The organism is Paractinoplanes globisporus DSM 43857, from assembly GCF_000379645.1.
In the GTDB taxonomy this organism is placed as follows: Bacteria; Actinomycetota; Actinomycetes; order Mycobacteriales; family Micromonosporaceae; genus Actinoplanes; species Actinoplanes globisporus.
This window is the reverse complement of sequence record NZ_KB903314.1, coordinates 1-13,890: the sequence shown is the minus strand read 5'-3', so window position 1 is coordinate 13,890 and position 13,890 is coordinate 1. Positions and strand designations below refer to the sequence as shown.

The 13,890-nt window shown below is 68.8% G+C and carries 14 protein-coding genes; 8 read left to right on the top strand and 6 right to left on the bottom strand.

Going from position 1 to position 13,890, the window contains the following annotated elements:
- Positions 1-2 precede the first annotated feature (2 nt).
- Entirely contained in the window at positions 3-1,904 is a 1,902-nt protein-coding gene (gene dnaK / locus A3CQ_RS0128025; RefSeq protein WP_020514268.1) for a molecular chaperone DnaK, read from the bottom strand.
- 260 nt (positions 1,905-2,164) lie between these two features.
- Between dnaK and A3CQ_RS61775 the strand changes: the two genes are divergently transcribed.
- Positions 2,165-4,837: a winged helix-turn-helix domain-containing protein gene (locus A3CQ_RS61775; RefSeq protein ID WP_020514267.1), complete on the top strand. Its 2,673-nt coding sequence runs from the start codon at positions 2,165-2,167 to the stop codon at positions 4,835-4,837.
- A gap of 261 nt (positions 4,838-5,098) precedes the next feature.
- Positions 5,099-5,776, top strand: a complete 678-nt coding sequence (locus A3CQ_RS0128015) for a BON domain-containing protein (RefSeq protein ID WP_020514266.1) — start codon at positions 5,099-5,101, stop codon at positions 5,774-5,776.
- 70 nt (positions 5,777-5,846) lie between these two features.
- On the opposite strand, the gene A3CQ_RS0128010 is transcribed toward A3CQ_RS0128015, so the two are convergent.
- Positions 5,847-6,110, bottom strand: coding sequence for a UBP-type zinc finger domain-containing protein (locus tag A3CQ_RS0128010; protein ID WP_020514265.1), 264 nt, complete (start codon positions 6,108-6,110; stop codon positions 5,847-5,849).
- Between the two features lie 3 nt (positions 6,111-6,113).
- On the bottom strand, positions 6,114-6,260 hold the full coding sequence (locus A3CQ_RS61770; RefSeq protein ID WP_020514264.1) for a hypothetical protein: 147 nt from the start codon (positions 6,258-6,260) through the stop codon (positions 6,114-6,116).
- A 179-nt stretch (positions 6,261-6,439) separates the two neighbouring features.
- Between A3CQ_RS61770 and A3CQ_RS54300 the strand changes: the two genes are divergently transcribed.
- Complete coding sequence (locus A3CQ_RS54300; protein WP_020514263.1) at positions 6,440-7,477, top strand: helix-turn-helix domain-containing protein; 1,038 nt, start codon at positions 6,440-6,442, stop codon at positions 7,475-7,477.
- A gap of 6 nt (positions 7,478-7,483) precedes the next feature.
- Here A3CQ_RS54300 and A3CQ_RS54295 read toward each other — a convergent pair whose 3' ends face one another.
- Both A3CQ_RS54295 and A3CQ_RS0127990 read right to left on the bottom strand, forming a co-directional pair.
- Positions 7,484-8,365 carry a Gfo/Idh/MocA family protein gene (locus tag A3CQ_RS54295; RefSeq protein WP_020514262.1) on the bottom strand — a complete coding sequence of 294 codons (882 nt, stop codon included), beginning with the start codon at positions 8,363-8,365 and terminating at the stop codon, positions 7,484-7,486.
- Positions 8,366-8,507: 142 nt separating this feature from the next.
- Entirely contained in the window at positions 8,508-9,005 is a 498-nt protein-coding gene (locus tag A3CQ_RS0127990) for a hypothetical protein (protein ID WP_020514261.1), read from the bottom strand.
- A gap of 285 nt (positions 9,006-9,290) precedes the next feature.
- On the opposite strand from A3CQ_RS0127990, the gene A3CQ_RS0127985 reads away from it, so the two are divergent.
- Complete coding sequence (locus A3CQ_RS0127985; protein ID WP_020514260.1) at positions 9,291-9,746, top strand: lamin tail domain-containing protein; 456 nt, start codon at positions 9,291-9,293, stop codon at positions 9,744-9,746.
- A gap of 144 nt (positions 9,747-9,890) precedes the next feature.
- On the opposite strand, the gene A3CQ_RS0127980 is transcribed toward A3CQ_RS0127985, so the two are convergent.
- Positions 9,891-10,667, bottom strand: a complete 777-nt coding sequence (locus A3CQ_RS0127980) for a hypothetical protein (RefSeq protein WP_157296427.1) — start codon at positions 10,665-10,667, stop codon at positions 9,891-9,893.
- Positions 10,668-10,761: 94 nt separating this feature from the next.
- Between A3CQ_RS0127980 and A3CQ_RS54290 the strand changes: the two genes are divergently transcribed.
- The 4 genes from A3CQ_RS54290 to A3CQ_RS62235 all read left to right on the top strand — a co-directional run.
- A complete protein-coding gene (locus A3CQ_RS54290) occupies positions 10,762-11,310 on the top strand; it encodes a sigma-70 family RNA polymerase sigma factor (RefSeq protein ID WP_020514258.1) in 549 nt (182 codons plus the stop codon).
- The gene (locus A3CQ_RS0127970) at positions 11,300-11,950 is read left to right on the top strand and encodes a hypothetical protein (protein ID WP_020514257.1); all 651 of its coding nucleotides are present in this window, start codon (positions 11,300-11,302) and stop codon (positions 11,948-11,950) included. The genes A3CQ_RS54290 and A3CQ_RS0127970 overlap by 11 nt, the downstream gene beginning before the upstream one ends.
- A 315-nt stretch (positions 11,951-12,265) precedes the next feature.
- The gene (locus A3CQ_RS54285) at positions 12,266-13,402 is read left to right on the top strand and encodes a C45 family autoproteolytic acyltransferase/hydrolase (RefSeq protein ID WP_245577352.1); all 1,137 of its coding nucleotides are present in this window, start codon (positions 12,266-12,268) and stop codon (positions 13,400-13,402) included.
- Positions 13,403-13,667: 265 nt separating this feature from the next.
- Positions 13,668-13,890 (top strand): hypothetical protein (locus tag A3CQ_RS62235; protein ID WP_245577351.1); only part of this gene is annotated, 223 nt, incomplete at its 3' end.

Below are 13,890 nucleotides of genomic sequence, written 5' to 3'. Positions count from 1 at the left end.
GGTCATCCGGTCGTGAATTCGGCGTCGATCACGTCGTCGTCATCCTGGCTACCCGACGAGTCACGCCGTGAGGACGAGCCGCCGTCCGCTCCACCGGCCGTCGGACCGCTACCGGCACCGGCGCCGAGGCTCTGATAGACCTGTTGCAGTTCCGAGCTGAGGGAGCGGAGCCGGTCAAGCGGCGCGTCATCCTTGATCGCCTGGCGCGCGTCGTTGACGAGCATGTCGGCGCGGCCCTTCTCATGCACGGGTACCGCGTCGCCCAGCTCGTTCAGCCGTCGTTCCACCTGGTACGCCGCCGAGTCGAGCTCGTTGCGGGCGTCGATCATCTCGCGCAGCCGGGCGTCCTCACCACGATGGCGTTCGGCGTCCTGGACCATCCGGTCGATCTCCCCCTTGTCCAGGTTGGAGCTCTCGCTGATGGTGATGCGCTGCTCGGCGCCGGTGTCCTTGTCCTGGGCCGACACGTTCAGGATCCCGTTCGCGTCGATGTCGTAGGTGACCTCGATCTGTGGCTCACCACGGCGCGCGGGCCGGATGTTCTCCAGCCGGAACCGGCCGAGCACCCGGTTGTCGTCCGCCTTCTCCCGCTCGCCCTGCAGTACCACCACGTCCACGGCGGGCTGGTTGTCGGCTGCGGTGCTGAAGGTCTCCGTACGCCGGGCCGGAATGGTGGTGTTGCGGTCGATGACCTTCGTCATCACGCCGCCCTGGGTCTCGATGCCCAGCGACAGCGGGGTGACGTCGAGCAGCAGGACGTCCTTGACCTCACCTTTGATGATCGCGGCCTGCAACGCGGCGCCGAGCGCGACAACCTCGTCGGGATTGACCGTCATATTCGGGTCCTTGCCGCCGGTGAGCCGGCGGACCAGCTTCTGCACGGCCGGGATCCGGGTCGAGCCGCCGACCAAAATGACCTCGTCGATGTCGTTCGCGGTCACCTTCGCGTCGGACATGGCGCGCTCTACCGGATCCAGGCAGCGCTCGACGAGATCGTTGGTGAGGTCCTCGAACTTCGCACGCGTGATGGTCATGTTGAGGTGCTTGGGGCCGTTGGCGTCGGCCGTGATGAAGGGCAGGTTGGCCGTCGTCTGGCTGACCGACGAGAGCTCCACCTTGGCGCGCTCGGCAGCCTCGAAGAGCCGCTGCAGGGCTTGCGGGTCGCGGCGCAGGTCGATGCCGTCGGTCTTCTGGAACTCGTCGGCCATGTGGTCGACGAGCCGGCGGTCGAAGTCGTCGCCGCCCAGATGAGTGTCGCCGGCGGTGGAGCGGACCTCCACCACGCCGTCACCGACGTCGAGAATGCTGACATCGAAGGTGCCGCCACCAAGGTCGAAGACCAGGACGGTCTCGTGTTGCTTCTTGTCGAGGCCGTACGCCAGCGCCGCCGCCGTCGGCTCGTTGATGATCCGCAGCACCTCGAGGCCGGCGATGCGGCCGGCGTCCTTCGTCGCCTGGCGTTGCGCGTCGTTGAAGTACGCCGGCACGGTGATGACGGCCTCGGTGACACGCTCACCCAGGAACTTCGACGCGTCCTCGACCAGTTTGCGCAGCACCAGGGCGGAGATCTCCTCGGGCGCGTACAGCTTGTCGCGGATCTTGAACCGGACCGCACCGTCGGGGCCGGACACCACGTCGAACGTCACCGCGTTCAGCTCGCTGGACACCTCGTCGAATCGGCGTCCTATGAAACGCTTCGCCGAGTAGATGGTGCCCTTGGGGTTGAGGATCGCCTGACGGCGGGCCAGCTGACCGACCAGTCGCTCGCCCTGCTCCGTGAAGGCCACCACCGACGGGGTGGTCCGTGAACCCTCCGCATTGGCGATGACCGTCGGCTGCCCGCCTTCCACGGTCGCGATCACCGAGTTCGTGGTGCCGAGATCGATGCCGACTGCCTTGGGCATAACGCTCTCCTCCAACATCGCGCATGGGGCTGAGGTATCCACAGGCTGCGACGCCCGGATACACGCGGATCGCGGGCTCCGTTCCCTTGCCTCCAGACCACCAGCAGCCGCCGCGGGTGTCGATTGGCAGATCTGCCAATCCGGCGTGGCTCGAGAGTCCACGCCCCACGGATCGGTAGTCCTGCCAATCGACAATCCCGGGCCGCGTTGGTGGGATCGAGACAGGACGTACCGCTGCGACGTGGGTGAGGGCCGCTCGGATGACGATCATCGAGGAAGCGCCGACCGACGAGTGGCGCTCAGGCCCGATGTCGAATTCGCCGGCTCTCGACCCGGGCCCGGCCGGCGTCCCCGCACCCGGCAAGCAGCTGTTCCATGTCGCGCGGCCGCACCTGCTGTCCCTCCTCGACACCCGGCACGCCCGCCTCACCGTGGTGTCCGCGCCGGCGGGTTGGGGAAAGACGACCCTGCTGGCGTCGTGGACACACCGCCAGCGGGGCCGTGCCGTCTGGGTCGCCGGTGGCAGCGGGGCCGGATTTTGGCACCGGCTGACGACCGCGGTCGCCACCAGGACACCGATTCCGCCCGAGGCGGCCGCCACCGCCGATCGGGACGGCCCGGCCCGGCTCGCCGGAATGCTCAGATACGCGCCGGCGCCCCTGGCCATCGTGGTCGACGACTGCAACGATGTCGCCGGCCCGGACGTGCTGGCAGATCTGGCGCAGATGGTGCGGACCAGCGCCGGGCAGGTGCGTCTGGTGCTGGCCTGCCGTGGGATTCCGGCGCTCCCCCTGCATCGGTGGCAGATGGACCGGCAGCTCGTCACGCTCGGCGAGGACGAACTCGCCTTCTCGGTCGACGAGGCAGCCGGCCTGTTCGCGGGCCAGCAGATGGCGCTGCCCCGTCCGGCCGTCGCGGATCTGCACGCCCGGATGGAGGGCTGGGTCACCGGTCTCCGGCTCGCCGCCACTGCCCTGGCGCACCATGCCGAGCCGGCCCAGGCGCCGCTGGAGACCGGGGCGATCGACCTCATCGCCGACTATCTCGGCGCCGAGGTGCTGGCCCCGCTCGATCCCCAGGTGCGCCGCATGCTGATGGAGGCCTCGGTCGCCGAACGCCTGACCGCCGGACTGCTCAACACGCTCACCGACCGTGTCGACGGCGCCGCCGTCCTGGCCGACCTGCAGCGGCAGGGCGCGTTCATCCGCCGGTCCCCCACCCCCGGCGACTGGTATCGGCTGCATCCGATGCTCAGCCGGGTGTTGTACCGGGAACTCACCCGGCAGGACCACGACCGGGTCGGCCGGGCCCATCGCCGGGCGGCCGACTGGCATCTCATTCAAGGACCACCGGTCGAGGCGCTGCGGCACCTGCTCGCGGCCCGCGAATGGGAGCGGGCGGCCGACGTGCTGCACCGCCATTGGCCGGACATCTTGGTCGGCAGCCGGCGGCTCGACGTGGGGCCCATCGTCACCTCCATGCCCGGGCCCGACGCGCCGGCGCACGTGGTCCTGGCGATGGCGGCGGAGCGGCTCGACGCCGGCGACACCGCCTCCGCCCGGCATCTGCTGCACCTGGCCGAGACCGACCCGGACGAGGGCGAACCCGCGGCGTCCATCATGACGGCCCTCCGGCTGGCCACGGCGAGACTCGACGGTCATCTGCACCGCGTGTGCTCGACGGCTGCCGAGATCCTGGCCGGACCGGCTCCGGAATCCTCCGCGGCGGGCATGCTCCGGCCACTCGCCCTGCTTTCCCTGGGCGCGGCCAAGCTGCACCTCGGACAATCGACCGAGGCGCGCCGGTATCTCGGCGAGGCGCAGACCCTGGCCCGGAGGCGCGACCTCGATCACGTCCAGATCAGCGCCACCAGTTATCTGGCGGCCTCGTATGCGGCACTCGGTCATCTGCACGACGCGGTCCGGACCGCTCGGGAGGCGCTCGAGCTGGGCTCCCGGCTGGGCCTCGGGCAGCTGACCGACCTGAGCTGGAGCAGGCTGGCCCTGGCCGAGGCGCACTTCCAGTGGGACCGGCTCGACGACGCCTGGTGCTGCGCCGACGCGGCCCTGGACAGCTCCGGCGGCGACCGGCTGATCCAGCTCACCGGCACGATCCTGCAGACTCGCATCCGGGTGGCCACCGGCCGGCTGACCGAGGCGCACGACGCGCTGCGGGCCGCGTACCACGAATCCGGCACCGCGGACCTACCGGCACCGGCCCGGCGTGCCCTCACCCTGGCGGAGGCCGAACTGCGGCTCGCGTGCGGCGACCCCGCTGCCGCCCGCCAGTGTCTGACGTCCTGGTCGGACACGGAGCCGTCACCGGCCCAGACCGCGGTCGTCGAGGGATCCGTCCTGCTCGCCGAGGGCCGGCCGGCCGAGGCGAGCACCGTCGTCGCGCCGTGCCTGACCCGTCCCGATGCCGGCAACTCGGTGACCTTCCGGGCCTGGTCGGGTCTCGTCGCCGCGCTGGCCGGAAAGGCAACCGGGCACCGGGATCAGGTCATGCACGGTCTCGGGGTCGCGTTGAAGGTGGCCGACGAGGAAGGGCACCGGCGCTGCTTCACCGCCGGCGGGCACGCGGTGCTGGCCCTGATCGAATCGGTGGCGCCCGCGATGTCCGCGTACCCGCCGGTGGCCGCCGCCCTCACGAGCGCGACCGACCCCTTGGTCGCCGAGGCGTCCGACCCGCACCTGCCGGTGCACCAAAACGCCTGGCCCACCCCGACCAGCACTCTGGTGGAGCCGCTGACCAAGCGGGAACGGACCATCCTGCGGTATCTGCAGGGCACACTGTCGCATGCCGAGATCGCGGCCCTGCTGTACATCTCGGTCAACACGGTGAAGACGCACGTGAAGAACATCTACCGCAAGCTCGGCGCCGATCGGCGCAAGGAGGCGGTCCGGCTGGCGCGCGATCTGCGCCTGCTGTGAGCCCCGTGCACCCGGCAACCACCGGGTCGAGAAGTTTCCACCCGACGCGACGATGTCGCCGGTGGACCACCGGAAGAGGTACGGGGCCGGCCGCGTCCGCGATGCGCTCGCCGACTTCTCCTGAGGTGCCGGCGCGTTTCTACCCTGCCGCGGGTGAGCCGGAGTCATCCGGTCCGGGCCGAGGGTCCGGACAGGCCCTCGCCCGACCGCGGCGCGAGCAGGCCGGCACGGCCAACGAACGAGAGGTCTTGGAGGACCGGCATGGCCAGCACAGTAACCACCCAGACCGATGAGGACATCCAGCGTGAGGTGCTGCGCGAGCTGAAATGGGACGCCGAGGTCGCGCCGAACGAGATCGGCGTGGCCGTGAGGAACGGGGTGACGACGCTGACCGGCGGGGTGGACACGTTCAGCAAGAAGTGGGCCGCCGAACGCGCGGCGCTTCGTGTCCGCGGGGTCAAGGCCGTCGTCAACGACATCGAGGTGCGCCTGTCGCCCAGCCACGAGCAGACCGACGTCGACCTCGCCCAATCCGTCGCCCGGGCGCTCGAGATGGACTCACTCGTACCCGACGACACGGTGAAGGTCTCGGTGTCCGGCGGCTGGGTCACCCTGCGCGGCGACGTGGACTGGGACTACCAGCGGCAGGAGGCGCACCGAGTGGTCCGCACACTCACCGGCGTCAAGGGAGTCAGCAACCTCATCACCGTGCGGCCGCGTACCGGCCCGTCGCCCGCTGAGCTCAGGAAGAAGATCGAGGACGCCCTGGTACGCACAGCCGAGACAGATGCGGAACGGATCCACGTCACCACCCAGGGCAGCAAGGTGATCCTGACCGGGAGCGTACGGTCGTGGCCGGAGCGGCGCGAGGCCGAGCGTGTCGCCTGGTCGGCGCCCGGTGTTACCGAGGTGGAGAACCTGATCACGATCAACTCGTAAACCTTGATCCGTACGTCCGCCGCGGTGCTCGTCCATGACGAACACCGCGGCGCTGTACGTGCCGTTCAGGTCAGACCATCGCCTCGTCCACGTAGCACCAGCGCCAGCTCTCCCCGGGCTCGAACGACTGGACGATCGGATGACCCACGGTGTGCGCGTGCTCCCGCGCGTGCCGCATCGGTGACGAATCGCAGCAGCCGACATGCCCGCAGGTCAGGCACAGCCGCAGGTGCACCCACGGAGTGCCCAGACGCAGGCATTCGGCGCAGCCTTCCGGAGTCTGCGGGACGACCGGCCGGATCATGACGACATGCGGGTCGGAGACAACAGTCATGGCTCAGGTGTCGGCTTCCTTCAGCATTTCCCTGTCGGCGACCGTCAGATGGACGGCACCGTCGTGCACACGATCGATCTCGGCGGCGGCGACGTACGCGTCGGACTTGAGGAAACCCTTGCGGTCGACCTTGATGAAGCCGAGACGCAATAGCCGCTCCCGCAGTTCGCCCCTACCCGCGGTCAGCGCTCGCGTCGTGACATCTGCTCTCCTCGTCTCAGCCCTATCGCAGCAGCTTCTCGACCCGGCGTCGATTGGCAGAACTGCCCACTGGAGGATGCTGTGCCGCCGCACGATGGGTAACGTCGATGTGAAACAAGCTGCCGCGAATGGGGGCCGGGATGTTCGACCTGCCGCCGCATGCCGCCGAGGTCGCCGCGGAGGTGGCCGCGCTCGCGGACCTGCCGGCCGGCCCCGAGGAACGCGCGGATGCGATCCTGGACTCGCTGCGTCAGGTGATTCCGTTCCAGGCTGCCCGTATCGCGTTGCTTGATCCTGAGCTGCGTCAGCACGACCTGTTGAGCTGTCGCGGGTACAACGACCGTATCCGCGCCTACATGACCACCCGGGCGGACCACGACGAGATCGAGTCGCTGGGCCTGCACGGGACTGCGCCGCTACGGGTCCAGGATCTTCCGGTACCCGCCGAGGAGATCCGCAGTTGGATGGAACTGTTCCGACCGGCCGGATTCCGGGAAGGTCTCGGTGTCGGTCTGGTCATCGGTGACGGCCGCCAGGTCGGCCTGCTGGGACTCACCACCGACGATCCGGCACACCCGAGCCCGGCCGCGTGCAACCTGGTGCAACTACTGGCCCCCACCATCGCGTACGCGGTGGACCCGCTCCGCTCGCTCGCGGTGCTGGCCCGGATCGTCCGCGGGATGACCGCGGCGACGGTGCTCACCATGTCCGGCGGGACGCTGCCCCTTCCCGGGCTGCCGACGCATCCGCTGTTGGAGGCGAACTCGGCCGTCCTCCCGGCCGCGGTCACGCACCTCGGCGGGAGACCGGACTACGCCATGTTCCTGGTCCCGTACGATCGGCCGCCGGCCGAAGCCGGACATGTCCGGATCACTCTGTTTGGGTGCAATGGTCGGGCACCTCGTCATCTGCGGGCCGTGGTCGCCGTGAGTGCACCCGGCGACCTGTGCGGGCTGACCGGAACCGAACTGGAGATCCTGGGTGCGCTCGTCGAGGGTGGGACGGCGGCGTCCATCGCGGTTGCCCGGAGCATCTCGTTGAAGATCGTCGAGGATCACCTCGAACGCGTCCGGATCAAGCTCGCCGTTCCGGACCGGATCACGGCCGGCCTGCGCGCCGTGCGGGAGGGGCTCTACGTCCCGACCGAGCTGGCCGCCAATGTCTGAATCCAGTCAGGCGCCGAGCACGATGCCCGTGTCGGCGGACTCGATCACGCGCTGCAGATGCAGGCCGTGCTCGACGTCCAGCGCCGGTGTCACCTGCCGCTCCACCGCGGCGGCGAACTCGGCATACATGGTGCGGTAGGCGGGCGGCCCAACGACGCCGATGCAGTCGAGCGCCGCCGCGCCTCCCGGCCCGAAGATTTCGACACCGGCGCGGAAGATGCTGCTCGGCACGGACGCCGACATGGACGCTTCGCTGCAATGACCGACGAGGTGATCGAGCATGAGGCCGATCCAGCCGTGCCGGTCGCCGTGCGCCTGTACGCCGACGATCGGGCCGAGCGCGGCCTCCAGCAAATCGAGAAGATCCACCCCGTGGTCGCGCAGCACGCCTCGCTCGACCCGCCAGGTGGCAGCGAGGTCGTCGTCCAGGTGATCGTTGGAGAGCACACGGCCCCAGCCGCTCACCGGCCGTACCCGCTTCAATTCGGTGTGCAGGAAACGCCGTACGTCGGCGGCGTACCGCCAGGCGAGCCCGATCTGCGAGACGACGTTCTTCTCCCGTACCACTTTGGCCAGTGCCTCTGCTCCCGCGAGGTCGCCGGCCATCGGCCGCTCCAGCAGAACGCTGCGGCCGCGCTGGACCGCCGTCGCGGCCAGGTCAGGTTGCGCCGCCGGCGGCACCGCGAACGCCACCGCGTCGCAGTTCTCCAACAGGTCGCCGAACTCCCAGAACGCCTGGACACCGTGCCGGTCGGCAAGCCTCCGCACCGGCCCGGGACTCAGCGCCCAGATGCCGGCGAACTCGATGTCCGGAGCCGAGGCCAACGCCGGCGCGTGTACTCGCGCTGCCCGGCGGCCCGCACCCGCGAGCCCCATGGTGATCGTCACGATTCCTTCCTCCCTGCGGCCGATAGGAGTCCCAGCCTCTGGGCCGTGGAGATGAGGCGGGCTCACCTCCGGCGGGGGATTTCGGTCCTCGTGCAGGACAACATCGGCGGCGCCTCAGGCAAACGGCGGCGCCAGATGTCGCTCAACGAGTGGTACGACTGGGTCGCTCGAACCTTATGCGCAGGTAGAAATAGAGCGGAATCGAGCCGATGACCAGGCCAACGGGGATGTTCTGCCAATGCGCGAACCGGGACACACTCGTGTCGGTCGACCCAGTCGACTCCACCAGGTACGCCTCGGGGCGGGCCGGGTCGTATCGGATCGCCAGCGTCTCCGGCTTGGGGCAGCCGTCGTTCGCGCCGCAGACGGTGCTGCCCCGGTACGCGACGCCCGCGACCGAGTAGTAGAAGCGAAAGCTCACCTTCCGGCGGCCGCTGTCGCGGTCATAGACGAGCGCATCGATGCGTACGCCCTGCCGGGTCAGCTGTTTCCGGTGCTCCTGCGCCTGATGGACCTTGACCGCCGAGCCGATCGCCCAGTAGTAGCCAAGCCCGGTCCAGAGGACCAAACCCAGGATGACAACCGCCCAGCCTGCCTTGTCCTTCATCGGCTGATCACGATACGGGACGTCCGCCACCATGATCCGGATCCCGCCACGACAGTGACCAGTTGACCCATCGGGCGATCGTACGAAGTGAGTAGTGTGCAACTCTATTGATGGATTGTTTCCGGCTTTCGTAACGCCTAATTTATGGCGGTGCAGCGCCAACGACCTGACGGTCGAACAATTTCCTAGGACTCACGCCGCCCACCTGCACGGCTTTCGGCCTTGCGCCGTCACCATTCCACGAACTTCGTTGTCATCAGGCAAACGATGGCGGCCACGCATCCGGCACCGAATCGGATCGAAACCAGAGGGAACTAAATGAAGAAGCGGCTGCTCAGTCTCGTCTCAGCGTCAGCCATCGGATTGGGGGCCTGTCTGGCCGCCGCAGCACCGGCTCAGGCCGCCACGCCGCCGATCATGCTCACGATCGTCTACTACAACGCGCCCGGAACCGACACGACTGCGAACGCCAACGTGAACGGCGAGTACTTCGGGTTGAAGAACACGCGCAGCTACGCGCTCAACCTCAAGAACTTCACGGTGCGCGACAAGCAGAACCATGTCTACACCTTCACCACGAGCTTCGTGCTCTACCCCGGCAAGAGTGTCTACGTCCACACCGGCAAGGGCACCAACACGACCGTCCACCGCTACTGGGGCCTGGGCTGGCACGTCTGGAACAACACCGGCGACGCCGCCTACCTGCGCAGCAACTACGGAACGCTGCTCGACTCGTGTTCCTGGGGCAGCACTGGCGCCTACAAGTACTGCTGACGCTTCCGGCAATACCGGGCCAGTGGGCCGAGTTCGCGGACGATGTCGACCGGCCGACCCGCCCGGCCGACGCGTCCGGGCCACCGGCAATGGTGATCCGCGGGTCTTCGCCAGCCAGGCTGATAAGCACACGCGGTCGGGCCGTCAGGCGCCGAAGTAGAGGGATTCGACGACGGGGGTGACCGCCGGCAGGTAGTCGCGCAGGCTGATGCCGCCGGGGATGTCGATGATGTCGATCAGGATGTTGCCGCCGCCCGGGGCGTCGAGGAGGTAGAGCCGGTTGGATCCGCCTTTCGGCAGGAAAATGCCGGTGGGGTGGAACTGTGCGGGGTCACCGGTCTGCAGCAGCGGGACCATGGGCTCCTCGGCGACCGGGCACGTCTTGGTCCAACCCTGAGCGAGCTGGATGTCCAGGAGGAAGCCGGGCCATCCGCCGACGGTCGCCGGACGGGGCGTGGTCGCGGTCACGCCGGGCAGGCGATCGATCCATCGCGCCAGATCCCCGGCGGTACGCCCTACGCCCGGCTCGCCCCTGTCATCGCACTTCTGGGATGCCGCCACCACGTTCGACATGATGGTGATGGCGTTGCCGCCGTAGAAGTCCAGCGCCGGGTCGCCGGGACGCGACAGCAGGAAGTTGTGGGGCAGATCGATGCCGTTCGACCATCCGGGCGGAACCGTGTAGGTGATGGGCGGGCGGAACGTCGCCGTGCGGTAGGTGCCGGCCACCAGGTCGCCACGGCAGGTGCCGAGCTCGGGCTCGCACGCCGCGCTGGCCGACGGGGACGGCTGCGCGGAAGGCGCGGATTGGGCCTTGTCGCCGCTGCCGGATCCACCGTCGCCGGAGTCGCATCCGGCGAGCAGAATGACGGCGGCGGCGACGGCCGCCAGGACGGTTCGCTGCGATGTGCTCATACCCATGCACAGCCACCGCGGCCCGACTGGGTTACGGCCGTGGTAACCCGATCGGCACGCCGCGTCTGTGTCCGGGTGGGGGGTGATTGCGCTGACTTCGATGTCGGAGTACGTCCCGGACGGCGCACTGGCCGCGCCGCGGAGCCGGGCGGACGCCGCGGCGGTGGCGGCCGACTACGCGGCGTTCTACCTGGCAGAGTTCCGGGCGGTCGCCCGGACCGTCTATCTGATCCTGTACGACCGGGAGCACGCCGAGGACGTCACGCAGGACGCCTTCGTGCAGCTCTACCTGTACTGGCCGAAGGTCGCGCGGTACGACGCCCCGCACGCCTGGGTGCGGCGGGTCGCCATTCGCCTGGCGGTTCGGGCGGCACACCGCGATCGGCAACGGCGCGAGCTGACCAGGCTCTCCGCGGACGTACCGGCGACCGCGCCGGCTCCCATGGACATCGACCTGCTCCGGGCCACCGCGGCGTTGCCGGCCAAGCAGCGAGCCGCCGTCGCCCTGCACTACTACGAGGATCGCCCCGTCGCCGAGGTGGCCGATCTGCTGGGCTGCTCCACCACCGCGACCAAGGTGATGTTGCACCGGGCCCGGCAGGCACTCGCCGCCGCGCTCGCCGAGAAGGAGCTGGATGATGTCCCCTGACGCGGATCTGCGCAGCCAGCTGCGGCGGGCACTGAGCGATGCCGCTGAGGCGGTCGATCCGCCGGTCGGCGCCCTGCTCGAGGAGGCCACCGTCCGCGGGCGGCGCAACCTGCGGTATCGCCGCGCCGCGGTTCTGGCGACAATGCTGGCCGTCGCCGCCATCCCGCTCGGCATCGTCGGTCTCCGTGGGGAATCGGGGCCTACCACGGTCGATGCGGTCGCACCGTCGCGGGCGGAGCTGATCGGCACCTGGCAGACGCCGTCGCTCGCCGCCGGCAACTGGGCGGTCACGTACCAGCGGGCCGGCGGGAGCGACGCCGAGGCGCGGGCCTTCCTCGGCCCGCCCATGGACGGCCCGGCGAAGGAATACCGCATCGTGCTTCGCGTAACGCCGACCGAATGGGCGTTGTTCGTCAGCGCGGACGGCCGCGAGCTGGAAGCCGGCTGGCAGGGCGGCTATCGCCTCGACGGACCGCTCATCGAGGTCCGGGCCACCGGCGACGCCTGCGAAGCCACCTACCGGCTGACACTGTCCGATCAGAGCCTGCGCGTCAGCGTGCTGACCGACGACTGCGGCCCCACCGATCTGCTGGCGCAGCGGACAATCTACGAGACCGCCGCGTTCCAGCGCTCCGGCTGACCAGGTGGAAGACACAGATGGGGTACGCAGCGGGGTCTGTTCGACATGCCGGACGACGTCGCGTACATGAAGACGCCCGCGAGCAGATCGACGCAGACCGCTACCCGGCAAGCTGCAACCACCAGCGCCGGCAGCCACCGTAGCGGATCACAACTCACCACACCCCCGCGCGGGCTGCATAACGGCGCGTAGCGATCGGATCGCGGCTGATCCGTGCGTCGGCGGGGGTTTGTACCCGAGCGCAGCTCGGTGCGGCACCGAGCGCAGCTCGGTGCGGCGCCTGGTTGACCAGTCTGATGTGTGAGGATCGCTGACGTGCGATATGACAACGGCGCCGGACCAGTCACCATATCGACCGTCGCGGGAGTGCCCGGTGACTTTGCCGTCGTCTCGCACCTAGTCGTCCGCGGTACGCAAGCCGAAATAGGTTTCGCGCTCGCCCGCGCATCGATCGACGCGTACGGATCGGCGCCGCGCCCGGTGAAGCCGGTACTCGGCCGCGCTCGGAAACGGTGGTTCGAGGCGAACTGGCCCGAGCATCACGAACGCTGCCGGGGAATGGCGGCGGCGTTCGGCGTCGCCGATGACGACCCGTCGCTGTGCGTCGATGAGCTCAACGGACTGCCCCTACCGGGCGGGTGTTCGGCGGTGTGGTGCCCGCCATCGCCGACGGCGCCGGCCACGATCGTGCGCAACTTCGACATTCATATGTCGGTCATCGAAACCGAGCCGGCCGCCCGGGTCGGACAGCACCTTCCCGCCCTGGCCCGACCATATGTGCTCGAGATGCACCCGGACCGCGGACTCTCCTCCGTGGCGATAACCGGGAACAATCTGAGCGGCTGCCTGGAAGGCATCAACGAGGCCGGCCTGTGCGTCGTCGAGCTCGCCGACGGCCAAGGCGACACGATCCGGCCGACGACCGCACCGCAAGCAGGCCTGGACGAGGCTCAGCTACCGAGGTTCCTGCTGGACCGTTGTCACACCGCCGCGCAGGCGCGAGAGGCGCTGCACGGCGCCAAGCACTACACCCGTTACAGCACTTGCCACTTCTTGATCGCTGATGCCTACGGCGACGCATTCATCTGGGAGCGAGAACGCGACAACGTCGAACACATCATCGACGCTCAAACAGCACCGCTGGCCATCACCAACCACCTGCTGGCACAAGCCACCGCGCCCGCACACGACGAACAGGGCAGCACCTATGCCCGACTTCGCCATCTCGCACGACAGTTAGAACACGGTGAGCCGGATATCGAGCGCATGCATACTGCGCTTGACTCGATCCGTGCTGAAGTAGCGACCGATGGCCCGTCCAGCACGCCGACTGCCGTCACCCTCTGGCGTAGCGCGTACCGAATGTCGAAGTCGTCGATGACGGCCCGCTTCCTACTCGGCACCCAACCGAGACGGCGCTACAGCGCACCCTTCACCATCGCTTTGCGATGACACGACTGCACGCCCACTCATCGGCTAAATCCGGGCGCTTGCGGGCTTATCGTCGTGACGCAGGGTTGCAGACCTCGCACGACGACCTTCGACCCGGCGCTCTCGGCCATATCACCCAAGTTCGTTGATCTGACGGGATTTGCCAACTTCACGCCGAAGCGATTCACCCGGACGCGTGAGTACACCCTGGCTTTGGAGGTCTCCACCAGCACCGCTTGTAGGTCAGTGCTGACACCACCCGGACGAGGAGGGCACCCTAGTGTTGGTGGGAGTTGACACCACCCTGGCGGGCGCACAAGCGGAGCTCGTAGTGCAGGCCAAGTGGCGGGAGCACCCCAATCGGGACGCCCCCGAGCACGTCCGCGATCAGGCCGAACTGTGGGCGGGACACGCACGCACCGAACTGGAGTGGGCGAAGAGCCTGAGCAAACGACTGTCTGAGGGCGCCTACACCATGGCCGATGATCCGGGTTCGTGGCGAACGGTCC